Consider the following 25,054-nt stretch of genomic DNA (forward strand, 5'->3'; position numbering starts at 1 on the left):
CCGGTGCCCCCTCCGCCGGCCCAGGACGGCAAACGCGGCCGCAAACGAAGGACCCCCTTCACCTCCCCTTTGCGGAGAGGCGTTTCCTAGGGACCGGAACGGTAAACGTCGGTCCCGAAGGTGTTGACCCCCGGTTCGCCGGCGCCCGCGAGACGGGGCAGGGCGAAGATGTCTTCCATGGTGGCCAGCAGGCTGTAATGGTTGTAGGGGCGGTCCGAGCTGCTGCCCGGGGCGGTGAATGGGGAGAGCACCAGGGCGCCGACCTTTCCTCCGGTCGTGCCGCCGGTGACGCCCGTCGAGGGGCCGACGGCCCCGCCGTCGGCCTCGTCAAAGGTGATCACGAGCATGCCGTCCTGCTGGTAGGCGGGGGAGGCCAGGATCGCCGGCACCTGGCTCTTCAACCATTCATCCGCCGTACCGAGGCCGCCGGCGGTCCCGTCCACGCAGGGACTGTCGTGCCCGTCGTGGCAGAGGTTAGGGGTGATGTAGGAGAGGTTGGCCGTGGTGTTGACCGACTGCAGGTCCTTTGCGAGCTTGGAGTAGTTGACGACGTTTTTGGCGCAGTCCGGGGTGGAGGTCAGGGAACGGAAATAAACGAACGGGTTGTGGCGGGTGCCGTACTGGTCACCGGGGGAGGCCGCCACATGTTCGTCGACGGCACCGAGCTCCGGGTGCTGGCAGGGTGCGGACATGTCTTCCATGTAGCCGCGCCAGGCTTTCGCCTTGGCGTTCAGTTGCCCGGCGATGGTGGGCACCTCGGCAGGGAACACACACCCGTCGCCCATCAGCCGTCCCTGTGAATCAACACCCGTGCCGGTAAACGGCGTGTAGACGGGGCAGTCCTTTTTGGTGCTCATGTTAGGCGGCTGCCCGGAGATCTGGGCGAGATAATTAGGCAGCGAGTTGTGCGAGATGCCGTAATAGTTGGTCAGCAGCACGCCTTGGGCGCGCAGAGTTCCGGAGAGGTACGGGGCCGGGGAGCCGCTGTCCCACACCCGGTCATAACCCTTGTTCTCCAGATTGATCACGAACACGTGGCCCGGCGTGCCGGCCCGTTGTCCCTGCACCGGCCCACCCTGCGACTGGCAGGCCGCCGCCGTGACGACGAGGGCGACCATCGCCATCAGCGTGGCGGTCTGGGATCGCCGCGGGAGCGTGCTCTTCCGTAGCGAACGAGTTCGGGCTGTCACGCTGAGCTCCTGTCCTCAGAATTTTCCTCGACGGATACCCCTGCGGTGACGCCGCCGCAAAGTTCCCGGCCCCTGCGACTGAGCCTGCCAGAAATGAGCCTTTGGGATGCTCTGATCTTCCTGCGGGCAACCGGTGAAGGAGCAGCCGCCGGAAAGAGCTTCGGCCGGTCCCCAGCGCCTGCGTCCCTTACCTTGTTCAGCATCTTTCGTGCTCCCGTCCCTGAGCGGCGGCGGTACGTCGTCGGCTCTTGAGCAGTTCCACTGCGATGGGGACGAAAGAGATTGCAACGATGACAACGAAAATCAGGTCAATGTTCGAACCGATCCACTCGTAGCGTCCCAGCCAGAACCCGAGCAACGTCACCCCTACGCCCCACAAGGCAGCCCCGATGGCGTTAAAGGCGAAGAAGGAACGGTAACTCATCCCGGCTACGCCGGCCGTGACCGGAAGGAACGTCCGCACCACCGGAACAAAGCGGGCCAGAACAACGGACCGGCGTCCGTACTTCTCGAAAAAGCGGTGCGCCTGGTCCACGTATCTGCGTTTGAAAAACCGGGAATCCTCTTTCCGAAATACCGCGGGCCCCGCTTTGCGGCCGATCAGATACCCGGCCTGGTCGCCTACGAAAGCGGCCACGAACGCGGCGGCCGCCAGAAACAGAATATTCACCTGAATAGTGCCGGTGGCCACCAGCAATCCCGCCGTGAACAGAAGCGAATCCCCCGGCAGGAAGAACCCGACCAGAAGACCGGTCTCGACGAACAGGAACACACACACGACCCCGACGACCCATGGAGCCAAGGCAGGATCACGCAGGAACTCGTTCGGATCAAGCCACGGCGGGAGCAGCCCGGCAACGGGTCGGGACAACACACCGGCAGGCAGCGCCAAAGAAACCATGGCCCTCACCGTAGGGCAACCATGCTGAGCAGACGCTGAGAACAGCTGCCCGGTGCAATCCGCAACGACCGGGCCCGTTCCTCAAACCCGGCACTCACACGCCGCCGGTAAATTCCCTGCCCGGGCCACAGCCGCTTCAGCTGACGCGACGACCTCAAGCCCGATCACGTCCAGGCGCGCCAAGCGGCGGACGTCCCGTTGAAGGGCATGTAGATCCGTCGACAGCCCACCCCGCCCGCACCCGGCCGCGGCCGCGGCAGCAAGACCTGTGCACCTGCCGGTGATAGCCTCTGCCTCGGCCGTGAGCCGTTCGGAAAGTTTCACCTCGAATACCTCATGACTGGCGCCATTGTCCGTCGTGGTGGCCATGACAACGATGTCACCGCCGCCGGCCAGGGCATGCCTTACGGCGGCATCCACGGCCGGACGATGCATCACGGTATCCGGGATAGCCCAGACACCCCCGGAAACGGCGACACCTCCGCCGTCAGCGAGAGCGGCGTAAACGCGGCGCCGATACCGGGGTGCAGCGCCACGGAGCCTGACTATCAGCACCAACCACGTCATGGACCCCAGCTTATCGGGCGCCGTTGGCCACACCCGGCCGCTCCGAATCCAGTGTGCGCACGGACTGCCCGGAACAATAGGTGTCCGCCACCCTTATCCGCGCCGTACAACCTGCCCCGGCGGCCAAAGAGACTCCGAAGCAGGGGCATTCCGACGGGAGAGCCCTACATGCATCGCAGCCCTACATGCATCACAGGCCCTCGGTACTTCAGCGGCAGCACAGCAGGAAGAAAAAGCCTCCGCCGCGGTCGCCGGAAGACTGCGGCCCCGGTAAGTGTGCGCCCGGTCCGTAGCTCCTAATGGCCGACCAGCCGCCCGCACAGCGTCGAAGGGCTGGTGCGTCCGACCCCGGTGAAGCCGCCGAAACAGCGCCCCGAATTGACGCCGTCTTTTGGTGGACCATACAGGAAGCTCGGTTATGCTGGCGCAGATCGTGCAACTGCCGTCCGGCTGACCAGCACGTGCCTTCCATCCCGGCCGGTACCGATGGTTAGTCAGAATGTGATCAGATCTAGGAGATTGGGTACACATGACCACCGCCAACCCTGCACCCGGGGGACCTTTGTCCACGGCGCCGGATAGCCCCGCTGTCCGGGTCGTGGTCGTAGAAAATCCGCATTGTCTCCAGGAGGACCTGGCCGTCGCCGTGAAGCAGGTCCGGGACACCGCAGAGTCGGGGGACAGACGAGGAATCCTAATGACCCGCCTCGGCCAGTCGCTGTTCACGGTGGAGGCCAGCCCCGACGTACCGTACGGAACCACCCTCGAGAGGGACCTCTGGAGGCGCCGCGCCGTCCCGGGCTCTGATCAAGCAGCACCGGTCCTGTGATACCCGACCCGGACCAGGTCCAGGGAAGTCTGTGGAGAACGGACCCGATAACGCTGCGGGAAATCGTCCTGGACAGGGAGGCGCTGTGGGCCCGCCTCGACTCCTGCCCTGCCCTTGAACGGGTGTGGATCTTATCGCTTCTCGGCCAGCCAGAGGAAGCCATACGCGCCGGCCACGCACTGGCGGCAACAGCCCGGGACCGGCTCCTACCCCTGTTGGTGCTCGCCCGCGCCTACCAGCGCCAATACGCCTGGCATGAGGCGGCCCGGATCCACGAAGAAGCACTACAACTGGCCGGGACCCGCGTCCGCGAGGCCATGATCCGATACCAGATCGGCAGGCGACTGTTCGACGAAGCCCGCTACCGCGAGGCAGCTGCCGAATTCGAATGGGCACGCGACCTCTACCGAACCTCGAACGAACCCGGGCAAATGGTTCGCACGTGCCAAGACGCCCTCGACAGAGCCCGCGAGCTGCTAACCGGGCTCTAAGCCCGGCCGAACGCAAACCGGGACGACGCCGGACCATGCCAGGGCTGTCTGTTCAATGACCACTACCCGGCGCTGGTCTGCTGGAGCCCACCGATCACCAACCGGCCACAGCCGGCCCACTTCGGCCCCTGTAGGGGCCCTTACAGCTATCCGAGTACCCACAGCGTTCCAATTCTGGCCGCAGGAACGAGAGACCACCGAACCCGGGAACCATGAAGCCCGAAGCGTGGTGGTGAGGGCGGCGTGCATCAGGCAAAGCACGAAGAAAGCGCTTCCCACGACCGGACCGAAATTCCCTCTACGGGGGAGAGGGGAAGCTGAACGGTCACCACGAGCCGCCCCACTCACCGGCAAAACAACTTGGTCCGCGCCCGCACCCTTTTCGAGCCGCTTGACAGACATAGAAGCGTCGGGGGGAGAGGGGACGCTGGCCGGTCACCTTGAGCCGCCCCACCCACCACCCTTTCGGCAAAAAAGGAGCAACACCCACATGAACGCAACACCCACGCTTGAAATGCTCGACCCGGCCACGCTGACCGTCGACGTTAACGTCCGGAAGGACGCCGCCCTGACACCCGATTTCATTGCCAGCATCAAAGAACATGGCGTGATGGAACCGGTGATCGCCCACCGCAAGGACGACGGCACCGTGCACGTGCTGATGGGCCAGCGCCGCACCCGCGCCGCCGTGGAAGCGCAGCGGACCCTGATCCCGGTGATGATCATCGACAGCCCCGAGGAAGCCGAACGTATCGTGACTCAGGTGGTGGAAAACATCCAGCGCGCTGAACTGACCGAAGCGGACGAAGCCGACGCCTACCACCAACTGTCCCTGATCGGCGTCTCGGCCGCCGCGATCGCCAAGAAGACCGGGCGCACCAAGACAACGGTGGAGTCCGCATTGAAGGCCAAGTCCTCCGACGCGGGAGCCGCCGCCCTGCGCAAAGGATGGACCATCGAAGAGGCGCTAATCATGGCTGAGTTTGAGTCAGATGAAGAGGCCACGGAGGAGCTCGAGTCGGTGATCATGGACGAACCTGACCAGCTTCTGCACGTCGCGCAGCGGCTGCGCGACCGGCGCGAAAGCGCCGCCGCCCTCGCCGCGCTGATCGCCGATCTGGAAGCCCAGGGAACGACCATCGTGGAGGATGCCGGACACTACGCCGACGACGACAACCTCTACGTCACCGCCGCCAAACGGGAGGACGGGGAACCGGCCACCGAGGACGACGCCAACGCCGTTCTGATCACCACGGACTACCGGGGCCAGCACCGGACCCACGACGTGATCGCGGGGTGGAAGGAGACGGGCTTCGCCCCGAAGTACGAACGCTACGACGGCGGCCGCCCAGCCCAGAAAGGCCCTATGACCGAGGAGCAAAAGGCCGAGCGCAAAACCCTGATTGAGAACAACAAGGCGATGCTGTCCGTCCTGTTAACTGAACTTCATCGTAGAGTCTGGATCAGGGTTCTCCGGAGAGGCGGTCCTCGTGGACGAAGTGCGGCTCAAACTGCTCGAGGGACAGATTGGTCTGCTGGCGATAGGCGCGGTAGCCCCAAGAACGGAGGGCCTCTTGCCCTACGTCGTCATCGACGACAAGGGGCAAGAGATTGAGGACTTCTCACTGTTCCTCCGTGATCTCGTTCTGAGCGATATGAGCCCTTTGACCGTCCGCTCTTACGGCAACGACTTGCTCAGGTGGTGGCGCATTCTTGGTCTGCTCGGCAGTGGATGGGAGCAGGCCACCCGTGCGGAGGTCGAGGTCCTCGTGGGGTGGATGCGGTCCGCGGTGAATCCCCAGCGGCGGGGGACCGGTAACCGAGGCAGGAATTCGCGCACAGGTAAGCGTCCCTTGGTCGGGGGCTATGCACCGGCAACGATCAATCACGCCCTTTCGGTGATTTCGTCGTTTTACTCCTACCACGCACGCTTCGGTCGTGGACCATTGATAAACCCGGTTCCTGAGGCTGCCGGGCGGAGACGCATGGTTCATCGAGGCCGGACCGAAACAGCACCACGAGTAAATCGGGCTCCTTTGCGGCAGAAGAAGTCCGAATGGCTACCCCGTTCCATCCCGGATGACCTTTTCGACGATTTGATGGAGGCTCTGCGGACCAGCCGTGATCGTGCCCTGGTAAGTATGTATGTGTCCTCCGGGGCTCGCGCGAGTGAGCTGCTCGGCGTCCACGGCGATCAGATCGACTGGTCTGGGCAACGCGTATGGGTCGTATCGAAAGGATCCCGTGTCCTGGAACCGGTGCCTGTCTCACCGGAGTCCCTGCAGTATCTGACCATGTACTTCCATGAGCACGGAGTTCCCGGGCCAGATGAATTGATTTGGCGGGCGCTCCACGGCAAACCGCGGCCTTTGACGTATCACGCTGCCCGGCGAATGCTGCAACGGGTGAATGCCGTGCTGGGCACAGATTGGTCACTGCATGACTTCAGACACACGACCATCAACCGCATGGTCTCAGACCCGAATCTGACCTTGCCCGAAATCATGGCCGTAAGCCGACACCGACAAGTCTCCTCGATGGCTCCCTATCTACGGCCTCGGGTCGATGAGGTCTTCCAAAAAGTACAAGAGCACATGGCATCCCCTCGGCCCCAACCAACGCTGACCCCGGGCTACGACCCCGACGACTTCTCAGTGGTGTTCGGTGCCTGAGGCCCTTAAACGACCACAACAGCGGCCGATAAACGCAGCTGTTCCTGGCAGAACCCGGAACCAAACCGTCATCATCGCTGCTCCGGCGGCGCGACCGGAGATTCCGCCATGGCCGCGCGGTGACTTGGACACGGCAAGCCCCGAGAGCATCATCGCCTTGACCGACACGATATGGCCCCGCAAGCAGCCACGTGAATCACTGCGCCATCACGGGCTGAAATGGCTGCTGTCTTATCTCGTGAGGCATGCCGGAAGGACCTGGCAGGAGAAATGGATCTCCTCCGGGTTCAATGATGGTCACCGCAAAATACGTGAGCTGACCACGGGAGACTTTCGTTTGGACGGCGAGCTGGGGCATTCGCTGATGTTGCTGTGCTGTCTGCGGGTCATCCGTCCATCGCTGGCAGCGTTCAAGATCAACTCGTTCTACCGCTACCACGAGCATTTTGAGCAAGCGCAAAACGACCCGGATCTGGACCGCTTCCTGGCCCTCGTTGAACAACAGGACACATCAAATCACTTTAAACGATGCGCGCGGATGGATGTGGCATCAGCGTTAACGACCCAAGGAATCCGGTTCGCTGATCTGAGCGCGGAAGCGTTGCTGCACTACGCCATCGCCACGCGCGAAGGCGGATGGGGCCGTGGCTACGAAACGCACGTCGGTTACCTTGCCTGGCGCGTCATGTCAGAATCCGGGCACTTTCCCGCCCAGGTCCCGCCAACTCTCCGCGGGGCTATGCGTCCCCCCGCTCAGACGCCAGCTGAGCTGGTCGACAAACACAACATCACCAACCCCGACATCCGCGACGTATTCATTGCCTACCTGACCCGGCGCAGCCACGACATCGACTTCGCCACCTTGCGGGACCTGGCAGAAGACATTTGCGGGAAGTTTTGGACGGGCCTTCAACAGATCAACCCCGGCCAGCCGAATTTTGTCATCTCGCAAGAGCACTACGAAAGCTGGCGGGCCGTGGTTGCCCTCCGCCGCGATGGAAAACCACGCCTTCAGCTCGAAGCCGTCATGACGAATATCAGGGCCTTCTATCTTGACTTGCAGGGCTGGGCGGCCGAAGAACCAGAACGCTGGGCCCGATGGGTAGCGCCTTGCCCGATCGCTGGCAGAGAGACCCGGACGCTGGGCAAAGCGGCCCGCCGTGCAAAAGAACGCATGGACGCAAGAATCCGCCTCTTACAGCCAGTACTCCCGGCATTCATCGCCGCTGCCACAGAACGCAAAGACCACTTCCATGAACTTCTGAAAGTGGCCAGCGAAACCCCTAAAGACGAGATCATCACCGTCGGAGGGAAGCAGTATCAACGGCTCTTTACCGAAGGAGACGCCCGGCACCGCCGCTTCCATGGAATAGCCAATGTCCGCGTGCTTGATCTGTCCGCCAACCGCAAGATCAACGTGACGTTCACCGAGGATGCCGTGTTTTGGCAGTGGGCGGCTGTTGAGACCTTGAGGCATACCGGCCTTCGGTGCGACGAACTGCTGGAATTGTCGCAGCTGAGCCTTCGTCAATACATCCGACCCAACGGCGAAATCGTCGCACTCCTGGTCGTCGCTCCCTCAAAAAATGATCGGGAACGAGTCATCCCCATGAGCCCTGACCTTTTCCACGTCATCGCCACAATCATCCGGCGCCTGACCAGAAACAGGGAAGGCGTGCCACTGGCGACTCGATTCAACCCATCGGAAAGAGTCACCAGCGAGCCCCTGCCGTTCCTCTTCCAGCGCACCATCGGACAACGCACCGAAGTGATCAACGCCGGAACGCTCCGAGATGAACTGGCCAAACTCAGCGACGCCGTCGCCATCGACCATCCCGAGCTGGGCGGTTGCCGCTTCACACCGCACGACTTCCGCCGCCTTCTAGCTACGGACCTGGTCAATAACGGCCTGCCCATCCACATCGGCGCCGCACTTCTGGGACACCTCGATATCCAAACAACCCATGGTTACGTCACCGTCTTCCGTGAAGACGTCATCCGGCACTACCAAAAACACCTCAACGAGCGCCGCGCCGCCCGTCCAGCACGCGAATACAAATCTCCCACCGAGACCGAATGGGCTGAATTCGAAGAACACTTCGACAAACGCAAAGTCGAGCTCGGCAATTGCGCCCGGCCCTACGCCACCCCCTGCAAACACGAACACGCCTGTATCCGCTGCCCCATGCTCGAAGTGGACCCTGGCATGATCGCCCGGCTCGACGAAATCAATACCGATCTCATAGCCCGACGCGAACTCGCCCAAACTAAGGGCTGGTTGGGCGAACTTGAGGGCATCGACCTCACCCTTCAATTCCTCGAAGAAAAACGCGCCGACGCACAAAGATCAGCCAATCGCGGTCCGACTAATCTGGGCATGCCTGCCATACGGTGATTACGCAGCTGCGATTCAGGACCTGGCGGGCTACATCTGTCACATTGGGGGAAATATGAAGTTGGTCATTCTGGTAATTACCGCCTGGGTTTCGACAGGCCTAATCGCCCTGCTCGGAGTCAGTGCCGGCGCCACCATATGGTTCTACATGGAACCCGTAGTCGATTCCGTGCCGGACCCGGCGAGCTACTTTGTTGCCGTTAGTGCCGGGTTCCTGGCACTGATCCTGAGTTTTTCAGTCAGTGTCGGGATCAGTGTTCATGCAGCTCGTTTTGCGGGGCCGGCCGACAGCCCGCAAGCTGACAAGAGTGCCGACCTTTTTCTAAGCCGGCACACGAGTGGGCGCTTCCCCATGGGGCGTCGTTCCTACGAGTCGGCGACGAGTTCCAGCTCGAAGCCATCGGAGTTTACGAGGTAGGCAGCGTAATGGTCCGGACCGCCCGCATTTGGATACTTATCCACGAACAGCGGGCTCCAGCCGTGATGTCCGCTCTCGCCAGCCAAAGCATCAACACTTTCTCGGCTCCCGGCCTTGAACGCCAAGTGGTTCAGACCTGGCGTCGTGCGCTGATATTCTCGGCTGCTCAGGTCGGGTGATTCTTCAACAACTATGTAGGTGGGACCAAGCCTCCAGCTGATTCCGCTGCCCCAGTTCTGATAGTTCTCGTATCCCAAGCTGGACAGGATCCAACCCCATTCATTCTTAGCCCGGTTCAGGTTCGGTACCCACAACTCAATGTGGTGCAGGACGCCTTTGAAGTCATCGTTCACCTCGCGAGTCTTTCACGAGTCCAGATCCCATCCCGCTTCAGGTCCGCCTCTGACGTCTCACTTGCAAAGTGCAGAGAAGCGCAGGTGGTACGCCGTGAATTCGTGACCGGCCTGCTGGCGAAGAAGCAGCCACCCAAGGGCTGGCAGCACTTCACCGTCCACGCGATCACGCACCACCCCGAAACGGCCAGCGGCTACGACGGCGAGGTAGCCGCTGGCATGGTCGGGGCAAAGGTTGACGAGGCCAAGACCTGGGCGTGGAACCCGCTCCGTACGCACGTGGCGAAATCCACGGCACGGCCCGAGTCTTCGCTGATCGCGCTGGTCTGCGCGGGGTATGAGAAGACCATCGCGAAGGACTCGTGGCGGTCCCCATCCCAGACCCACAGGGACTACCTGAACCAACTGGTTCTTTGGGGGTACAAGCCCTCAACTGTTGAAGGGCTGATCATCGACAGCGGCATGCCAGAGGAAGAAACCCAAGCGGCCTAAACCCACCCTTGCCGGGCGGAACACCACCGCCCGGCAAGGCCAGTGCCGATCACCACGGCAGGGCCGGGAACCTCGCAAACGTCGGGCGGTCCGCCGCCCGGGACGAACCACGGCAGCCACTCACCAGCGGCGGACCGCCATTAGGCGCGGCTGGCAGAAGCCCACCAGGGGTGCCGCGCATACCAACATGACGGGTACCTGGCGTCGTCCGGGTCGCGGTGTCTAAAGGCCGCCGCCAACGCACGGGGTACCTAACCAATGCACCCTTCACTGATGCGGTAGTGTGAACCACAGATTTCCTTTTGCCGAAGGACAAAAAAGGACCGGAATGTTCCGGTCCTTTTTTGTGTGCAGCGACTTTTTAGGGGTGTCAGCGCGGCGGCTTGGGTTTCACGACAGCGTGGGTTTTAGGGTCACTCTTCGCTGAAGGATGTGCCGGATTCCTGGGCGGCATCCTGTTCGGATCCGGTGGAGCGCTTGGCTGTCCGTCGGCGCTTGACCGCGGATGGTTCGAGGCCAAGTTTCTTCAGTTCGTCGGCGCTCCATCCGTCCCGGGTGGCTTGTACGTAGGCGCGCTTGTCATCGCGTTCGGCGGCAACAAGCTGGTCCCGCAACTCGGTGATTCTCTGGCGGCTCTTTACCAGGGCAGTGACGGATTCAATGCGGGAGTCCAGCAGCGCGCGGGCTTGGTTTCGTGTCTGTTCAATGTCGAGGGTAGCCATGGATCCAGCCTAACGATCATCCCGATGCCGGCTCCGCCGGACGCGCCCATCCTGGCATGACATGTTGACGTTCACCGGAGGCTCCTCCATCAGAAGGTCAGCGTTACGCGGATCGTTGAACCAATCCCGCAGATAGTCGTCAGAGTAGCTGACGGTTCGTGCTGTGAACTGGAAGTATTCGGGGCCGATGCCGCGCCGCCGCCACTGCCGCAGCTGCGTCGGGGAGACTCCGTATTGCCTGGCCACTGTGGTAGGTGAGATGAGAGCCAAAACTGTACCTTTCGCTTGCCCTATGCCGCGTTCCTTTCGGCACGCTTACCGAAACTTGGCCGGTGAAGGAATTGGCCAGTTGGAGCGGCCGGACCGTGGAATACCGGAGCGGAGCGAGGATATGCCGCGAAAGCCGGCTGCGCAGACTTGCCAAGGAAGGACCGGGCAGTAGCCTCACCCAGCCGAAACGGAACGACGCAGTCGTTTCAACGAGTCAGACGCGAAGCGTCCTGCAGGGCAGTACCCAGGAACCACCCCAAGCGCCAAATGCGGGCGCAGGTGATTTTCCGGAGCAAGCTATGTGGTTATGTGCCATAACCAGCGTGTTGCTCCACGGCCTGGGGCCGGTGATGCGGCACACTCGTGAGTGTGGCCCGGAGATTCCCGGGGCGCTGCGCTGGGCATTGGGGGAGGGGAGCGGGTTGTCTGAAGAGCCGACACCAGAGCGCAAGTCCGCCCGCGTGTTCGGTCGCCGCCGCCGGGCGAACATTGACGGTGCGACGCAGTACGTGCGGGTGTCGATGTCGGAGTTCGAACGCGCGCAGTTGAAGGTCTTGGAGGGACGGACCGGGCGCAGCGCGTCGGAGATTCTGGTCAGTGCTGCCCTGTACGCGGAGAACTCCGAGTCCCTGGCGGAGCGGCGGGCGATGGCCGTTGAATTCATTGCGGCCCGCCGCTACCTTGCTGCCCTGTCGAACAACGTTAACCAGCTCGCCCGACACGCGAACGCCATGGACGAATTCCCGGAAGCTGCCCGCACAGTCCTGTCGCGGGTGCGTGCGGTCGCTGACCGGCTCAATACGATGCTGGATGCGATGGTGCGCTGATGATTCCCAACATCACCAAAGGCACCCGCATGCACGGGCTCATCGCCTACCTTGCCGGCCCGGGACGGGCGAACGAACACGCCGACCCGCACCTCGTCGCGGGCTCACCGTCGATCATGGCCTGGCACAACGACGACGAACTGAACGCCGACGCCGCCCAGACCATTGCCAAAGAGCTGGACCGGGCCCGAAGCGTCTTGGGCGTCGAGGTTCCCGGAGGCCATGTCTGGCATTGCTCGCTGTCGCTGCGCGCCGAGGAAGGCGACCTGACCGACCAGAAGTGGGCTGACATTGCGCAGGACTTCATGGACGAAATGGGATTCACCGAAGCCAGCGGACGCGCGCCGGCGCAGTGGGTGGCGATCCGCCACGGCCACAGCAAAGCCGGGAACGACCACATCCACATCGCCGCGTCCATGGTCCGCGAAGACGGCACGAAGTGGAGCAGCTGGCGCGACTTCCCCCGCGCCCAACAAGCCGCCCGGGCGCTTGAGAAAAAGTATGGCCTGGAAGAACTTTCACCCACGCATTCCACCCGTGGCCTCCGGCCGGGTGAACGTGAAGCATCCGAAAGGCGGGGAGCCCCGGAACCGGAACGCCGGTCCCTGGAACGCAAGGTTCGTGCCTGTGCGACTTCGGCCCAGGATGAGGCCGAATTCATTCGCCGCCTTCGCCGAACCGGTGCACTCGTTCGGCCGAGGTACGCGTCCGGACGCGATGACGTCGTGGTTGGCTACAGCGTGGCCGAACGTCCCCCGAAGGGCGGCCGGCCGGTGTGGTTCGGCGGCGGTCACCTTGCCAAAGACCTTGCCCTGCCCAAGCTCCGCGCCGAGTGGCCCGACAGCCCGCAAGGCGCCGCCGATGCTGTCGCTGAATGGCAGGCAGCTGCCCGTGGACGCCGGCCGGTCACGACGGGCCGGGAAGCCCACGAACCGGACCCGCAGATGTGGGAGCGGTACAGCGACGAAGTTGCACGACTCCGGGAAACACTGCGCTCCGTCCCGCTGGACGATCACGCGACCTGGGCGCACGTTGCACGTGAGACTTCCGGCGCCTTCGCCGCCTGGTCCACGGCGACCGAGGCAACGCCCGGCCCCCTCGCTGCAGCAGCCGACGAGCTGTCCAAGACGGCACAGCTACGGCGCTACCCAGTCCGGCCCATCCGCAGCGTAGGACCATCTGCCCGGGGAGCATCCCTCATGCTCATGGCAGCGTCGATGGGCGGCAACGGAACCGCCGCCCAGGCAATCATGCTGCGGCAGCTGCTCAACGTCGCCAAGGCCGTCCACGACATGCACAAGGCATCAGACGACCTGCGCCGAGCACGCCAAATCAGCCACATGGTCAAGCACCACCTGAGCCAAGTCGCAGCATCACTGCCCAGTATCCCTGCGACCACGCCCACAGCGGATAGCGAAGCGGCCGCAGCCGTACGGACCAGTGCAGCCGGGCAGGTTTCGGGCCGGTCCACGGGTTCGGTGCTGCCGCCGACGTACGTGCAGGCACGCACTCCCGCGAACACCCGAAGCGGGTCGACCGGTCCGGACATCGAGAGATAACACAACGAGGGGGAACCATGAGTGAATCCGACGGCATCGAAGAAGCAATCGAGGGAATGTCGCGCGTTGGGCTGACCGTCGCCTGCCGGCTCGGTGAGCAACTGGCCAGGGCACGCGAACAGGAGCTGCGTCGCGCCCAGGCGGCTGAGGAACAACTGGCCCGCGAGTTGCAGGCACGCTTCGATGCGGAGCGGGCAGCGGCCCGCGCTCAGTTCGCCCCGGTCATGGACAACCGGTGGTGGGACACCGCCAGTGGCCGGGACGTCGAAAGGGTGCACGAGACGGCTACCGCGTGGAAGGACTACGACCCGGCTGCGCGCGACGCGGCCGAGGTCATCCGTGACCAGGTACAGCGCCGCTACGGGTTGGACCTGGACAACCTCGGTGCCGATGAAGCGTCCGTGGCGGAGGCCCTGGCTAAAGCTGAACGGGACCGCGAACAGGCAGAACAGGAACGCCGTACCGGCCGTGAAGAGAACGACCGGGCTGGGCAGCTGCTGGCCGAAGCCGACCGGGAGGATCGGGACCGTGAACGAGACGTCACCGAAGAGAACCAGCGTCCCGAGTCACTCGCAGAAGAGGCGGATCTCGAATACGACTCGACCGAGCGCCGGCAGGACTTAGCCGCCAGCCTGGAAGACGTTGCCGACCGTGAGGCCGTGCAGGCACGACTCAGCGCGGACCAGGACCAGGCAACCCCGCCCAGCGCTGCCGTCGCCAAGCCGTCAGGACGGAACCCGAAGGCCCGCAAGACACGTGGAGCCAACGGCCAGGCGAAGCTCCTTCAAAAGGGCATGAGCCGCTGATGGCGGGCGCGGGTGGGCGATCGCTGTACCCCGACCATCGCGAGGAACAGCCGCTAGATATGGGCTGAGGTGGCTGCTCCGCTCGGGGTGACCGCAATACCGGTTATGAGTTCCGGCGGCGGCCGCCCCCGCGGGGCCGGCCCTCGCGCCACCCGGGCAGGACTTTATCCAGCCGCAGCTTCTTGTTTGGAGCCAGCTTGCCGTGGTTGCAGTTGATGCGCTGGCCGTGCAGCCAGACGCCGAGGGTGCGCTCGAGCGGATCATCAGTCTTCTGGTGCCGCGGCAATTCACCATTGGCCTTCCGAAACCCTCTTACTTCCTTCAGCCGCCGCTGCCAACGGGCCTCGGCTTCAGCCTTTTGGGACGGGGCCTGGTCCCAGCCGGGGATGACGCCCAGGCCTTCGCGAAGGGCGGGTGAGAGGGTTCCCGCTGCTGATTCCCGCCGCCGACGCTGCAACCAGCCAGCCAGGGTTTGCTCGCGGGTGGATCTTGCGTGGCCTGCCGGCAGACGTCCCTCCGTCCGGTAGAACGCGATCAGGTCCTGCATCCGTTGCAACGTCGTACCGGGACGGGACCTTTGCGGGAGCAGCGGCGGCATGCTGGGTGCGAAGACCAGGATCTGCCTTCGCCGCGACCTGCAGGTGATAGCGGACAGTGGTCACCGCAGCACCGCAGACGTCAGCAATCTTCGCAGGCTCAATGCCCCGCCGGTACATCTGCACCCATTCCCAGTACGGAGCAGAGCGCCGCGCATGCTGAACCGCATCCTGAGCCAACAGTCACCCCCAACGTTCTGCCCCTCAAAGGAGCCTAGGACAAAACCATCCCCCGGGCCACACCCGACCCCCAGGTACTCAATGCGCCGGCCCCCCGGCCGGAACCCGGTGGGCCCCTTGCGGGGGGAATGGGGCAGGAGTGGCGATTGCCAGGAAGTAGTAGTAGGAGTAGTTTTGATACTACTCCTACTACTCTAAAGGATTTCCGCATGACCTCGAGCGCTAAAGACCGGGTTTTTGCTGCCGCCGAGCAGATCAGCGCCGAACGGCGCCCTACCGTATCCACGGTCCGGGCGGCCGCGGGCGTCAGCAACGCCGACGCCACCCGTTACCTGAAGGAATGGGCCGAAGAGAAGCAGTCTGCCGGCGGCCAGGTCGCGGCGACCCCGGCGGCCATCCTCGAGCAGGCGGCCCGTCTGGCCGGGGCTGTCTGGGCCGAAGCGTCCTCCCTTGCGAACGAGCGCCATTCTGCGGAGGCCGAACTCTGGGCCCGGGAGAAAAAGGAGTTGAATGAAGAGGTCGCCGAGCTTGTTGCCGACCTCGACAAAGTCACGACTGAAAAGGAGTCCGCTGTCACCGAACTGACGGCCAAAATAGAGGAGCTGGAACGCCGCCTCACTAACAATGCCGAGCAGCTCGAGCAGGCCCGGTCAGCCGCCCAGGAAGCGACGGCGGAAGCTGCCGCGGCAGCAACCCGCGCGGCCGCCGCGCAGGCCCGCGCGGACGCGCTCCAGGAGGCCCACGAGGCACTGCTGCAGCGAATCACCCCCGAGCAACCTCAAAGTGCCAAGGAACCCGAGGCTTGATCCCATTAGTCGGATCCCGGCTTTGCCGACGGCCGGCAGTCCTGCAGCCCGAGGGTGGTGTGGGCGCCCCGTCGGTCCCCGGTGACCGGAAGCGTTCGCTGATGTCAGGGGCGGGCGCCCAGGACCGGTAGGCCGTAAAGTTCGGCGGTGCGGTGGAATTCAGGGTCAGGTCCGACATTTTGAGAGGTCAGCTGCAGCAGGCCGTTACGGCTGGGGGAGAGGCCTTCGTCAGCCCGCCGGTCCCAGTAGGCCCAACACCTTCCCGTCAGTGTTTTTGATGGGTAGCTGATCCCCAGTGGTTCTGAGCCGTCGTCCAGCACCGTGCCGCGGATGACGTGGGAGAGCAGGGTTGTTAGATCACGGTCGTCACCGGTGAGGGATCCGGCCGTGAGAAGTTGCAGCCGTTCTGTCAGCCCTGCGGTGGTCGGTGTGAGGACTTCAAGGGCGCGGAGGGTGGCCGCATCGTCGATCTGAACCCACCATCCCTGACCGGGGAGCCGGATCTCGTACATCGAACGGTCCATTTGCCAGTCCACAGAGATGGCCCAGGGGACATCCACCCCGTTCTCCTCGGCCTGCGCCCGGACACTGGTGATGTAGTCCTCCACCGTCCACCCGATGGATTCAGCGGCCTTGGCCACCGCCGCGCGCTGCTGCCGGAAGCCGAGCAATACCTCGGCGTAGGCGCACTGACGGGAGTCCGCGAGATAGACCGTTGAACCGATGCTGTCGTAGCGGCCCCGGGAATCGCCGCCTGGGACTGTTCCGATCGGCAGCGGGCCAACGATGGAATTCTTCCTGACCGACAACGCGCCGTAGCGGTCCTTCGCCACTCGGAACGAAATCTCCCCGGCAGCCCTAATAAGAGTGAGCCCCGTCAAGTCGCACCGGCGCACCTTGGCGGACGTGATCATGCGGCGAAAGTGTCATTCACGAACGCTTCGGCGGCTCCCAAAACCTCACGGGAACGCAGCTGCTGAATGTAAAGGACGGGAAGTTCCTCGTCCAGGCGTGGGTTGGCCCCCATCAGCCAGGCCAAGGCAACATGCTTGCCCTCGGCAAGCTCAAGCGTCTTCCAGACACGGTGCCCGAGGCGCAGCCGGGATTCGACCTCCGGGCGGGGCTCCGGGCCGTCAGGCTTAGCCCACCTGAAGGGCGACGTGCGGTCCTTGACGCCGGCCATTGTCTGTACGACCGTTGTGCCGAGATTCTCATTAAGTTCTCGCACAAGGTCATGGATATTCATCCGGGTCGTCCCCAAATGAATGTCATGCCGGGTCGTTGCTTCCATGCCTCCATTGTCTCCGCACTGCAAGGCTAAAGCAACCGAAAAGCAACTCTAATGCAGAAAGGAATCGTCCGAACGTCAGTGGCCCCCTCAGCATGCAGGGCCTGCTACCGGAACGGCAGGCTACTCCTCGTGACACGTACCGCAGGGAGGTCTGCAGAGGCAAACACGTCCTCCACGCGCTCCGCTGCTTCGGGGGGCGTGCGCGGCCCAAGCATTACCTCCAAGATGGGTAATGGTCGCCGTTTAATCCCCGCGACGCCAGGCATCCCCTTCCACGGCACAATCGTTTTCTCTACCAGTTGCGGCATGTTCTTGAGTTCCACACCAACACATAACGCCACTGAGCGCGTCTCCCGCTCATGACGGAACCCCTCGTGCTTGAAATTGAGCGCCGTGACAACGTTCAGGGCCACGAGTGCCTGCACCGTGATGTCTCGGCCCTGCCGGATATGTGCATCCATCTCCCGCGCGAAGCGGGCAGCAGCCAAGCGCTTTTGCCGATCCGAGTAGACAACCTTCAACCACTGAAAGCCGAACAACTCAGCGTCCCGTCGACGTGGCAGATCATCCACGTCAGTGACCAGCGGCACCCTCAAATCCAACTCCAGCGCCACACCCTCTGATCCGCTGGCATAAGAGTTCCACTGATACGGGCTGTCCTTCTCACGCGCAGCGCACAGAATATGGACGTCATCGAAATAGTCCACGTACGCCTCAACAGGGCCCGCCTCCGTCAGCAGTGCCAGCGTCCGCTCATCCAGTCCACCGTCCCGCTGCAAAGCGTCCCAGGCCTCCTTCAGGAAGCCCATTCCATGACGAAACTCCGTACTGTCATTGGTCGCCCGCCAATTCGTCGCCCACAACTCTTGACTCCGGACAATGCTCTCCACGGCGCTGAGGGACGTGTAGTGCCATGCGGTACCGGACTGGACCGTCATGGGAGGCCTGTCGGCGGGCCATGCCGCCCTATTCACCCTGGTCTTCATTCCGCTGGCGGTGTTGAATTCCTGGGCGTAGGGATTGGTGGTCAGGTAGCTCATCATATTCAGTTTCCGGTAACTGGAGAGCGGTGTCATATGCGGCCGCCGGCAGGGGGACTCTCGACGGTGAGGGGCAAGCGAGTGGTAGGGGCTGAGGGCCCCCTGCTGATGCTGGCCTATTGAAAGCGAATTTGATAATGTTGACTTGACGGCAACTTTGTCCTGTCAAACTGACAACTTGACATAATATCCGTTATCGGCTCTTAAAGTACGGGAGTAGAAGTAGCTGCGAGAACTCCCTTCCCTTGACGAATCCAGCTTTTCCGCAGGTCAACAGGGCTTTGCTGGTGACGCGCGCTCCTTACACCGTCGGCTGAATTTGCCCTTGGATCGCTTATGGCTGTAGGTTTCCTGCATCTAATGCATGTTTCCATGGTTTAGGGGTCGTTGTGAGTGGTGCCGTTCCAGGTTTCGTCCCGCGGATGTTGGTGGATCCGGACATTGGGCTGTTCAGGGCTGATGAACGGGTTTTCACTGCCATGCTCGATGGCTGGCGGGCGCAGATGCTGGCACGCGGCCTCACGACTCAGACCATCAAGCAGCGCTGCCAGCTGCTGGAGCGTTTTCAGCGCTTTACGGGTGAATTTCCGTGGCAATGGCGCCCCGCCGACATTGATGACTTCCTGGCCGATCTGCGCTCGGGCGAGAAACCGATCAGTCTGAAGACGTTGCGCTCGTACAGCAACGCCGTGGCGATGTTCTGCTCTTACCTGACGCATCCTGGCTATGGGTGGGGCGAGTTCTGCGAACGGACATTCGGCGATATTCCGAGCCAGATCTGCTTCGAGTGGAACACGCCACGGCACACCACCGATGATGCCGTCCCGGCTAAGAAGCGGTCCTTCACCAAGGCGGAACTGCAGCGCCTTTTCGACTACATCGATGACCTTGTCGACAGGGAATACGCCGCTGGCAGCAAGCGTTGGTTGCCCCTGTTCCGCGACTCGGTGGCGTTCAAAGTCTGTTACGCCTATGGGCTTCGCCGACGCGAAATGACCATGCTGGACCTGGAAGACTTCGGCCCGAACCCGCACGTCAGCGACTACGGCCGGTTCGGAGCAGTCCAGGTTCGGTTCGCCAAAGGTACGGCAGGCTCGGGACCCAGACGTCGCACCGTGTTGAGCGTGCCGGAGTTCGACTGGGTCGTGGACCAGCTCAAGACCTGGACAGCCGGCGGCATGAGGCAGCAGTTCCCGACAGCTGAACGGTCTTCGGCTCTTTGGCCGAGCGAACGTGGCGCCCGGATGTCCCTGGGCTCTTTCGGGGATGCGTTCGCCGCTGCCCGGGATGCCGTCGGCCTGCCCCAGGAGCTGGGTCTGCATTGCCTCAGGCATTCCTACGTGACCCACCTGATCGAAGCCGGCTACGACGCGGCCTTCGTGCAGACTCAGGTGGGCCACTCCTACGCCTCGACCACCGGGCTCTACACCTCGGTATCGTCGGACTTCAAGCAGAAAACCGTGCAGCAGATGATTGCACGCCGCATCGCGAACTTGGAGGACCCAGATGCCTGAACAGCGCCGGATCGGCTACCGCTGGAACTTGCGAGCCCTGATGGCAAAGCAGAACCTGTGGAAGACCACCGAACTGATGCCGCTCCTGAAGTCCCGTGGCATCAACCTCTCCGAAAGTCAGGTCTACAGGCTGGTCACCTCCACGCCGGAGCGCATTCCGGCAAGGACATTCGCCGCGCTCTGCGACATCCTGGACTGCACACCCAACGACCTGTTCGAACCATTCGTGGAGATGCGCGCCGCGGCGACAGCGAATGCCCCGAAGCGCAGTGAAGACCTCGGCATCGAACCAGGCAACCCCATCGCACGACGTGTCCGCCTCGTCGCTTCTGAGGACGGTGAGTAGGCCACGCAAAGCAGAGGACCCGATCCGCTGGCCGGTTCCCTGCAGTCGCTGCGGTCAGCACCATCAAACCGTCGCGCGCTGGCCAGACGGCGGCGTTTGCGGCTACTGCTATCAGCAGGCAAAGCGCACCCGTGGAGTCTGCGCCTGCGGCCATGAAGGTGTTCTTCCGGGAATTATCGATGAGGAGCCGGCATGCCGCAGCTGCTCGGGCGTTCGGCTCAACGTCGACTGTGTGGGCTGCGGCGCCGAAGACGAACTTTACAGTGGTGGACGCTGCTGGACCTGCGTCCTCGGCGACATCGTAGACGACCTGCTTACAGACCCAGCTACGGGAGTCATGGCCACGGAACTGATCCCGCTGGCGGCGGCACTGAAGTCAATGAAACGGGCCAACAGCGGCATGACCTGGATCCGGCAAAAGCACGTCACGGCCTTCCTTCGTAACCTCGCTACCGCACCCAAAATCAGTCACGACACCTTCGATGAACTGCCCGACTCCCGCACCCGCGAGTACGTCCGAGGGCTCCTCATCGAACACGGGGTGCTCCCCCAGCGAAATGCGTTCCTGATTCGCTACGAAAGCTGGGCCACCCAAGCCATGGAACGCGTCAGCGACCCACAGAACCTTGACGTGATCCGCCGCTACATCCGATGGCATCACCAGCGACGCATGAACCTCATGGACGAAGTCCCCCGCGGCACCTTCCTGCGCGCCAAACAGGAAGTCACCGTCGCCATCGACCTCCTGAACTGGCTCACCGGTCATGACATCAAACTGCCGGAACTGCAGCAGTCCCACCTTGATGTATGGCAATCCGAGGGGCCCACGACGAGACGCATCGCTGAGCGCTTCCTCAAATGGGCCATCAAAACCAAGGCCGCCCCAGCGGGGCTCACCATCGTCCCGCACCGCCGCGGCACCAGCCCAAGACTCCCCAAGATCGGGCAAGACAAAGCGCTCCAACAAATCATCCACACCAACGCACTGGAGACCCGTGACCAGGCCGCCGCGATCCTCATCCTCGTCTTCGGACAACAAGCCGAAAACATCGCCCGGCTGACCTGGGACGACGTCACAGTCACTGAAGACTTAGTCACCATCCAACTCGGAACCACCAAAATTGCGCTGCCGGACCCGTTAGCCCAGCCATGGCGGGAGCTCGCCGCAAACCCAGGCCACGAACTGACCGCAGCACACCCCAACACCAAGTGGGTATTCCGCGGAACATCACCCGGACGCCACATCCACCCAGGGCACCTCACAACCCGACTCAGCAAGCTCTTCAACACCCGAGCCGCGCGACTCGGAACACTCCACGAACTCACCAAACTCGCACCCGTGGCCATCATCGCCGAAACCCTCGGCTACTCCCCGACTACCATCGAACGCCACGCCACCGACTCGGCATCCGCCTATGCCCGGTACATCGCAGCAGTAAACGAGTCCGTCCTGCACGAAAGCCCGAGAAACTAGAACGGCTCCGTCTCGCTTGCGTCCGTGAGGACATACCTAAAGCTGCCGGCCCCGACGATCCCAGTCCTGGCGACGGGCTTCTTCCTCGTCCCAGAAATGACCGTCGTAGTGGCGCACATAGAGCAGATAGGCGGTGAAGACCGCGCAGATAATCAGCATTGCCAGCATGAGGTAAAGAAAGGGACCCCAAGCTTGATTCCACCGGAATGCAATTTGCACGATTGCGTTTACGGCCATGAAGGACACCATGACCAGCTGCCAGCGAAATCCGCCCCGCGTCATACGCGGGTCAAGGCGCTTCCGACCCTCAGGCATATTCGGAGCCTACAGCCGGAGGAGCTTTCTGTCATGAGCTACCACCGGCCCCGCCACCGAGCAGTATGAGTGCCGTTCACCGTCGGGCAAATGACGGAGGCGGCTACTCCCGTCCCATGAATACCCGTGCATGCCAGTTGAGTGGGACGAGTAGAAGTAGATGAGAGGACTCGTCTCGCTGTGCTTTCGGAAGTTTCCGCAGGTCAAACTAATGCATCGATGACCTGATACCGATCATCCATAACGGGCGACTGTGCGCCACAGCGCGGCGTAGCGACCGCGGCCGCCGCGGCGACCACAGAGGCAGCAGTCGCCTCCCCCAACCGGGGCTTCAAAGGAAGCGTCCTGTTCATCTCACCCACGCCTCGTTCGTCCTGATTTGGGACGCAGTCATCAGGTTTCGCCGGCACGCTGTGGCTCATTGCCGGCTTCAATGTACGCCTTGAGGCTGGACCAGATTCGCTGCTCCTGTCGGCGCCCCGCTGCAGCGAACAGTGGGGTGATGAGCTTCAGTATTCCTCTGGGCCTGAGGTCCCAGGACCAGCTCATCTGTGTTCCATCGGGATCCGGAACGAAGGTGAGGGCCCCGTTGATGTCTGCGCTGGCCATCCGGGTCATGGAACTGAGCCGGCGCGGCCTGGTGTACTCGGTGACCTCCAGCTCAAAGGGCGTGGCCCGCTTCCCCGAGGTCGTCACGACGTGCCATACGGTCCCGGTGCCGATCGGTCCGGGGGTGGTCTTCTCGACTTTCCTCAACAGTGGGTTGTAGGCGGGCTCGTTACGCTCGTCCGCGACGAAGTCGAAGACTTCCTCGACCGGGCGTCGGATGAGGATGGAACCCCTGATCGTCGTCATGCGCTTCCCTGCTCTCGCCGGGCGGAGCGGAATCGCCGGAGTTCGTCGGCGATTCGGCGAAGCGCCATTCGACGGATGAGGGAGCTGAACGGGCCGACGAGTGCCCAGTAGCGGCGGAACCGGCGGCGGCTCGCCTCGTCGGTGGCGATGACGCGCGTCTCAACGGTCAGGATCGACGAACCGGTCCCGTAGGGATCAATCCTCAGTCCGGCGGCAATCATGGCGTAGCCTGACTGGCTGAAGCGGGCGAATTGCGCGGGGGTGGTTGGGGCATCTGCGGAGGGCGCGACCGACTTCCAGGGCGGGCTCACTTGGCCCAGGACTATCTCCGTCCCTGGGGTTTCACCGAGCAGGATCCAACCCGCACTGGCCATGCCCTTGAGCCGGAATGTGCTCTGGGACTCAGCGGGGCCGGGTGACCTCCGGCGTCCTTTCACTGCCCCCTCCACACGCTGGGGCAGCGCCCGGATTCCGAGCAGGACCCGGGCCAGCGGGGCCTGGAAAAGGTCCATCTCGAGTGCCGCCTCGTACTCGGCAGGCGGTGCCCGGAAGACATCCGCGTGCACGAGGGAGAGATCGTACCCCCCCGGCAGGAACCGGTCCCTGAGCAGCCGGGGGCCAGCTGCATTTCCTGCACCCGGTTCGGGCGGTTGCGCGTGTGCCGCGCTCATGAGGGTCTCCCTTCGCCCATAGATCCGGCGTCCAGCTGCGCTGGCGCCGGCGCCTGTCATCCCTTTGCGGCTTCCGGGGGCGACGCGATCAGCACGAAGGAGCCGATGGCGTCTCCGCCCTCCAGCAGTGTGTGGGCCCGGGCCGCCTCCGACAGCGGGAGGCGGCCTGCGATCACCGGACGGATCCGTCCGGCCTCGAGCATCTCGTAGATGGTGGCCCAGGCCGCCAGCAACGGACGGCGGTCAAGCCGCCAAAGCCCTGTGCTGTAAGACCGGATCCTCGCCCCGCGCCCGGCCAGGTTGTGGCGGGCCGCCCGGAGCAGCAGGCGCAGGGTCCTGCCAGGGCTTCCGGGATTGGCGTACTCCACCAGCACACCCCCGGAACGGAGCACCGCCAGGGCATACTCCACCCACTCACCGCCCACCCCGTCGAGCACCGCGTCCAACCCTCAGGCTCAAGACGCCGAACGGCGCCCACCACCTCCGCGCCCTGCGAACCGAGGGGCACCACCCCGTGGTCGGTGAGCCAGGGGTGCTTCGCGACGTCGGCGACCCCGTACATCCTCAATCCCAGCAGCTGACCGAGCTGCACTATAGCCGTGCCGATCCCGCCGGCGGCCCCGGTGACCAGGACAACCTGCCCGCGCCGGATCCGGGCAGCACGGGAGAGTGCCTGATAGGCAACCAGGTAGTTCAAGGCCACGGCCACCACCTCGCCCTCATCCAGGTCGGCGGGGATCCGCATCATCGGGTACCGGCGCACGAAGACGTACTCTGCGTATCCGCCCGTCTCCGTCAGCACCACCACCCGATCCCCAGGGGTGACGGCGGTGACCCCTTTCCCCACGGCGTCCACCACGCCGACCGCGGTGTAGCCGGGGGTAAACGGGAACCGCGGCGGATACGTCGACAGTCCCTGGCGCATCTGTACGTCAACGGCACTCACGCCGCAGGCCTCGACGGCGACCCGTACCTCACCCCTTCGGAGTTCCGGGAGCGTGCGGCGCACGACTTCCAGTACCTCCGGACCGCCCGCCCTGACCGCGACAACGCTGCGGTACTCCGCGGGGCCCGACCCCTCCGCTGTCTCCAGGGCTGTACGACCGGTCGCCAGGGTACCCGTGCGCCGAACCCCCAACGCGAGCACCAAACGGCGCCAAGACGAGAGCAAGGCGAGGTCACAGTGTGACGCGATGGTGCCGAACCCGCCAAATGCCCGTACAGCTGCCACGAGAACCTCCAGGAGCACGGTCTCAGGAGTGAGTGGAAAGTACCCACTCGGTGTTTCCTCTCCACTATCACAACTTCCGGAGGCACAGAACAGGGCCATGCGCCTCTCACAAAGTCCTCCATGGAGGCAAGCTCCTGACCCGAATCAAACGCATCCAAACAATCAACCACCTCGACCCCCTCACTCCGAGATTGTCGACGCCGCAAGGGAAACCGAGTCGTCCCAGCCGCTCACGAGCGTCGA

Annotated in this window: 25 protein-coding genes and 2 pseudogenes; 13 read left to right on the forward strand and 14 right to left on the reverse strand. The window is 63.4% G+C overall.

Annotation, left to right across the window (positions count from 1 at the left end; all coding sequences use genetic code 11):
• Positions 1–86: 86 nt before the first annotated feature.
• The 3 genes from LFT49_RS01345 to LFT49_RS01355 all read right to left on the reverse strand — a co-directional run bounded on the left by LFT49_RS01345 (position 87) and on the right by LFT49_RS01355 (position 2,658).
• Positions 87–1,190, reverse strand: a complete 1,104-nt coding sequence (locus LFT49_RS01345; protein WP_237429500.1) for an alkaline phosphatase family protein — start codon at positions 1,188–1,190, stop codon at positions 87–89.
• A gap of 196 nt (positions 1,191–1,386) precedes the next feature.
• The gene (locus LFT49_RS01350) at positions 1,387–2,091 is read right to left on the reverse strand and encodes a VTT domain-containing protein (protein WP_237429501.1); all 705 of its coding nucleotides are present in this window, start codon (positions 2,089–2,091) and stop codon (positions 1,387–1,389) included.
• An 81-nt stretch (positions 2,092–2,172) separates the two neighbouring features.
• Positions 2,173–2,658 (reverse strand): Chromate resistance protein ChrB, encoded by a 486-nt coding sequence (locus LFT49_RS01355; RefSeq protein ID WP_237429502.1) that lies wholly within the window; start codon positions 2,656–2,658, stop codon positions 2,173–2,175.
• 529 nt (positions 2,659–3,187) lie between these two features.
• Here LFT49_RS01355 and LFT49_RS01360 point away from each other — a divergent pair.
• The 5 genes from LFT49_RS01360 to LFT49_RS01380 all read left to right on the forward strand — a co-directional run bounded on the left by LFT49_RS01360 (position 3,188) and on the right by LFT49_RS01380 (position 9,045).
• Entirely contained in the window at positions 3,188–3,487 is a 300-nt protein-coding gene (locus LFT49_RS01360; protein WP_011689558.1) for a hypothetical protein, read from the forward strand.
• Positions 3,484–3,978, forward strand: coding sequence for a hypothetical protein (locus LFT49_RS01365; protein ID WP_237429503.1), 495 nt, complete (start codon positions 3,484–3,486; stop codon positions 3,976–3,978). The genes LFT49_RS01360 and LFT49_RS01365 overlap by 4 nt, the downstream gene beginning before the upstream one ends.
• Positions 3,979–4,468: 490 nt before the next feature.
• Positions 4,469–5,593 carry a ParB/RepB/Spo0J family partition protein gene (locus LFT49_RS01370; protein WP_237429504.1) on the forward strand — a complete coding sequence of 375 codons (1,125 nt, stop codon included), beginning with the start codon at positions 4,469–4,471 and terminating at the stop codon, positions 5,591–5,593.
• On the forward strand, positions 5,478–6,650 hold the full coding sequence (locus LFT49_RS01375) for a tyrosine-type recombinase/integrase (protein ID WP_236822077.1): 1,173 nt from the start codon (positions 5,478–5,480) through the stop codon (positions 6,648–6,650). The genes LFT49_RS01370 and LFT49_RS01375 overlap by 116 nt, the downstream gene beginning before the upstream one ends.
• Positions 6,651–6,807: 157 nt before the next feature.
• Complete coding sequence (locus LFT49_RS01380; protein WP_237429505.1) at positions 6,808–9,045, forward strand: site-specific integrase; 2,238 nt, start codon at positions 6,808–6,810, stop codon at positions 9,043–9,045.
• Positions 9,046–9,411: 366 nt separating this feature from the next.
• Here the strand turns inward: LFT49_RS01380 and LFT49_RS01385 are convergent, their stop codons facing one another.
• A complete protein-coding gene (locus LFT49_RS01385; RefSeq protein ID WP_237429506.1) occupies positions 9,412–9,816 on the reverse strand; it encodes a VOC family protein in 405 nt (134 codons plus the stop codon).
• Positions 9,817–9,894: 78 nt separating this feature from the next.
• Between LFT49_RS01385 and LFT49_RS01390 the strand changes: the two are divergent.
• Positions 9,895–10,308, forward strand: a pseudogene (locus LFT49_RS01390) (ParB/RepB/Spo0J family partition protein); the annotation flags it as partial.
• A gap of 413 nt (positions 10,309–10,721) precedes the next feature.
• Here the strand turns inward: LFT49_RS01390 and LFT49_RS01395 are convergent.
• Positions 10,722–11,030 carry a hypothetical protein gene (locus tag LFT49_RS01395; protein WP_237429507.1) on the reverse strand — a complete coding sequence of 103 codons (309 nt, stop codon included), beginning with the start codon at positions 11,028–11,030 and terminating at the stop codon, positions 10,722–10,724.
• 692 nt (positions 11,031–11,722) lie between these two features.
• On the opposite strand from LFT49_RS01395, the gene mobC reads away from it, so the two are divergent.
• From mobC to LFT49_RS01410, 3 genes are read left to right on the forward strand one after another with little or no spacing between them, the layout of a single operon-like run.
• Positions 11,723–12,127, forward strand: a complete 405-nt coding sequence (gene mobC, locus LFT49_RS01400; protein WP_237429508.1) for a plasmid mobilization relaxosome protein MobC — start codon at positions 11,723–11,725, stop codon at positions 12,125–12,127.
• A complete protein-coding gene (locus LFT49_RS01405) occupies positions 12,127–13,686 on the forward strand; it encodes a relaxase/mobilization nuclease domain-containing protein (protein WP_237429509.1) in 1,560 nt (519 codons plus the stop codon). The genes mobC and LFT49_RS01405 overlap by 1 nt, the downstream gene beginning before the upstream one ends.
• Positions 13,687–13,703: 17 nt before the next feature.
• Positions 13,704–14,492, forward strand: a complete 789-nt coding sequence (locus LFT49_RS01410; protein WP_237429510.1) for a hypothetical protein — start codon at positions 13,704–13,706, stop codon at positions 14,490–14,492.
• A gap of 103 nt (positions 14,493–14,595) precedes the next feature.
• On the opposite strand, the gene LFT49_RS01415 is transcribed toward LFT49_RS01410, so the two are convergent.
• Positions 14,596–15,039, reverse strand: a complete 444-nt coding sequence (locus tag LFT49_RS01415) for a helicase associated domain-containing protein (RefSeq protein ID WP_237429511.1) — start codon at positions 15,037–15,039, stop codon at positions 14,596–14,598.
• Between the two features lie 438 nt (positions 15,040–15,477).
• Between LFT49_RS01415 and LFT49_RS01420 the strand changes: the two genes are divergently transcribed.
• On the forward strand, positions 15,478–16,074 hold the full coding sequence (locus LFT49_RS01420; protein ID WP_237429512.1) for a DNA-binding protein: 597 nt from the start codon (positions 15,478–15,480) through the stop codon (positions 16,072–16,074).
• 104 nt (positions 16,075–16,178) lie between these two features.
• On the opposite strand, the gene LFT49_RS01425 is transcribed toward LFT49_RS01420, so the two are convergent.
• From LFT49_RS01425 to LFT49_RS01435, 3 genes are all read right to left on the reverse strand, one after another.
• Positions 16,179–16,988: a hypothetical protein gene (locus LFT49_RS01425; protein WP_237429513.1), complete on the reverse strand. Its 810-nt coding sequence runs from the start codon at positions 16,986–16,988 to the stop codon at positions 16,179–16,181.
• Positions 16,985–17,365, reverse strand: coding sequence for a hypothetical protein (locus LFT49_RS01430; protein WP_237429514.1), 381 nt, complete (start codon positions 17,363–17,365; stop codon positions 16,985–16,987). Before LFT49_RS01430 ends, LFT49_RS01425 begins: the two co-directional genes overlap by 4 nt.
• 104 nt (positions 17,366–17,469) lie before the next feature.
• Positions 17,470–18,405, reverse strand: coding sequence for a DUF2971 domain-containing protein (locus tag LFT49_RS01435; RefSeq protein ID WP_237429515.1), 936 nt, complete (start codon positions 18,403–18,405; stop codon positions 17,470–17,472).
• A 389-nt stretch (positions 18,406–18,794) separates the two neighbouring features.
• Between LFT49_RS01435 and LFT49_RS01440 the strand changes: the two genes are divergently transcribed.
• The 3 genes from LFT49_RS01440 to LFT49_RS01450 all read left to right on the forward strand — a co-directional run bounded on the left by LFT49_RS01440 (position 18,795) and on the right by LFT49_RS01450 (position 21,739).
• A complete protein-coding gene (locus LFT49_RS01440) occupies positions 18,795–19,919 on the forward strand; it encodes a tyrosine-type recombinase/integrase (RefSeq protein WP_237429516.1) in 1,125 nt (374 codons plus the stop codon).
• A complete protein-coding gene (locus LFT49_RS01445; protein WP_013603167.1) occupies positions 19,912–20,265 on the forward strand; it encodes a helix-turn-helix domain-containing protein in 354 nt (117 codons plus the stop codon). The genes LFT49_RS01440 and LFT49_RS01445 overlap by 8 nt, the downstream gene beginning before the upstream one ends.
• Before the next feature lie 337 nt (positions 20,266–20,602).
• Complete coding sequence (locus LFT49_RS01450; protein ID WP_237429517.1) at positions 20,603–21,739, forward strand: Fis family transcriptional regulator; 1,137 nt, start codon at positions 20,603–20,605, stop codon at positions 21,737–21,739.
• A gap of 36 nt (positions 21,740–21,775) precedes the next feature.
• Here the strand turns inward: LFT49_RS01450 and LFT49_RS01455 are convergent, their stop codons facing one another.
• From LFT49_RS01455 to LFT49_RS22720, 5 genes and pseudogenes are all read right to left on the reverse strand, one after another.
• Complete coding sequence (locus tag LFT49_RS01455; protein ID WP_236820718.1) at positions 21,776–21,976, reverse strand: hypothetical protein; 201 nt, start codon at positions 21,974–21,976, stop codon at positions 21,776–21,778.
• Between the two features lie 471 nt (positions 21,977–22,447).
• On the reverse strand, positions 22,448–22,909 hold the full coding sequence (locus tag LFT49_RS01460; protein WP_237429518.1) for an SRPBCC family protein: 462 nt from the start codon (positions 22,907–22,909) through the stop codon (positions 22,448–22,450).
• Positions 22,906–23,580, reverse strand: a complete 675-nt coding sequence (locus tag LFT49_RS01465; protein ID WP_237429519.1) for a hypothetical protein — start codon at positions 23,578–23,580, stop codon at positions 22,906–22,908. Before LFT49_RS01465 ends, LFT49_RS01460 begins: the two co-directional genes overlap by 4 nt.
• 56 nt (positions 23,581–23,636) lie before the next feature.
• Positions 23,637–24,017, reverse strand: coding sequence for a zinc-binding dehydrogenase (locus LFT49_RS01470; RefSeq protein WP_237429520.1), 381 nt, complete (start codon positions 24,015–24,017; stop codon positions 23,637–23,639).
• Between the two features lie 356 nt (positions 24,018–24,373).
• A pseudogene (locus LFT49_RS22720) lies at positions 24,374–24,910 on the reverse strand (alcohol dehydrogenase catalytic domain-containing protein); the annotation flags it as partial.
• Between the last annotated feature and the right edge of the window lie 144 nt (positions 24,911–25,054).

It is taken from the genome of Arthrobacter sp. FW306-06-A (assembly GCF_021870055.1).
GTDB lineage: Bacteria > Actinomycetota > Actinomycetes > Actinomycetales > Micrococcaceae > Arthrobacter.

Excerpts from the sequence above, each read along its gene's own strand:
- LFT49_RS01350 (WP_237429501.1), bottom strand. The coding sequence starts at position 2,091 with ATGGTTTCTTTGGCGCTGCCTGCCGGTGTGTTGTCCCGACCCGTTGCC.
- LFT49_RS01355 (WP_237429502.1), bottom strand. The coding sequence starts at position 2,658 with ATGACGTGGTTGGTGCTGATAGTCAGGCTCCGTGGCGCTGCACCCCGG.
- LFT49_RS01360 (WP_011689558.1), top strand. The coding sequence starts at position 3,188 with ATGACCACCGCCAACCCTGCACCCGGGGGACCTTTGTCCACGGCGCCG.
- LFT49_RS01370 (WP_237429504.1), top strand. The coding sequence starts at position 4,469 with ATGAACGCAACACCCACGCTTGAAATGCTCGACCCGGCCACGCTGACC.
- LFT49_RS01395 (WP_237429507.1), bottom strand. The coding sequence starts at position 11,030 with ATGGCTACCCTCGACATTGAACAGACACGAAACCAAGCCCGCGCGCTG.
- LFT49_RS01405 (WP_237429509.1), top strand. The coding sequence starts at position 12,127 with ATGATTCCCAACATCACCAAAGGCACCCGCATGCACGGGCTCATCGCC.
- LFT49_RS01410 (WP_237429510.1), top strand. The coding sequence starts at position 13,704 with ATGAGTGAATCCGACGGCATCGAAGAAGCAATCGAGGGAATGTCGCGC.
- LFT49_RS01415 (WP_237429511.1), bottom strand. The coding sequence starts at position 15,039 with ATGCAGGACCTGATCGCGTTCTACCGGACGGAGGGACGTCTGCCGGCA.
- LFT49_RS01420 (WP_237429512.1), top strand. The coding sequence starts at position 15,478 with ATGACCTCGAGCGCTAAAGACCGGGTTTTTGCTGCCGCCGAGCAGATC.
- LFT49_RS01425 (WP_237429513.1), bottom strand. The coding sequence starts at position 16,988 with ATGATCACGTCCGCCAAGGTGCGCCGGTGCGACTTGACGGGGCTCACT.
- LFT49_RS01430 (WP_237429514.1), bottom strand. The coding sequence starts at position 17,365 with ATGGAAGCAACGACCCGGCATGACATTCATTTGGGGACGACCCGGATG.
- LFT49_RS01435 (WP_237429515.1), bottom strand. The coding sequence starts at position 18,405 with ATGAGCTACCTGACCACCAATCCCTACGCCCAGGAATTCAACACCGCC.
- LFT49_RS01445 (WP_013603167.1), top strand. The coding sequence starts at position 19,912 with ATGCCTGAACAGCGCCGGATCGGCTACCGCTGGAACTTGCGAGCCCTG.
- LFT49_RS01450 (WP_237429517.1), top strand. The coding sequence starts at position 20,603 with ATGGCCACGGAACTGATCCCGCTGGCGGCGGCACTGAAGTCAATGAAA.
- LFT49_RS01455 (WP_236820718.1), bottom strand. The coding sequence starts at position 21,976 with ATGGCCGTAAACGCAATCGTGCAAATTGCATTCCGGTGGAATCAAGCT.
- LFT49_RS01460 (WP_237429518.1), bottom strand. The coding sequence starts at position 22,909 with ATGACGACGATCAGGGGTTCCATCCTCATCCGACGCCCGGTCGAGGAA.
- LFT49_RS01465 (WP_237429519.1), bottom strand. The coding sequence starts at position 23,580 with ATGAGCGCGGCACACGCGCAACCGCCCGAACCGGGTGCAGGAAATGCA.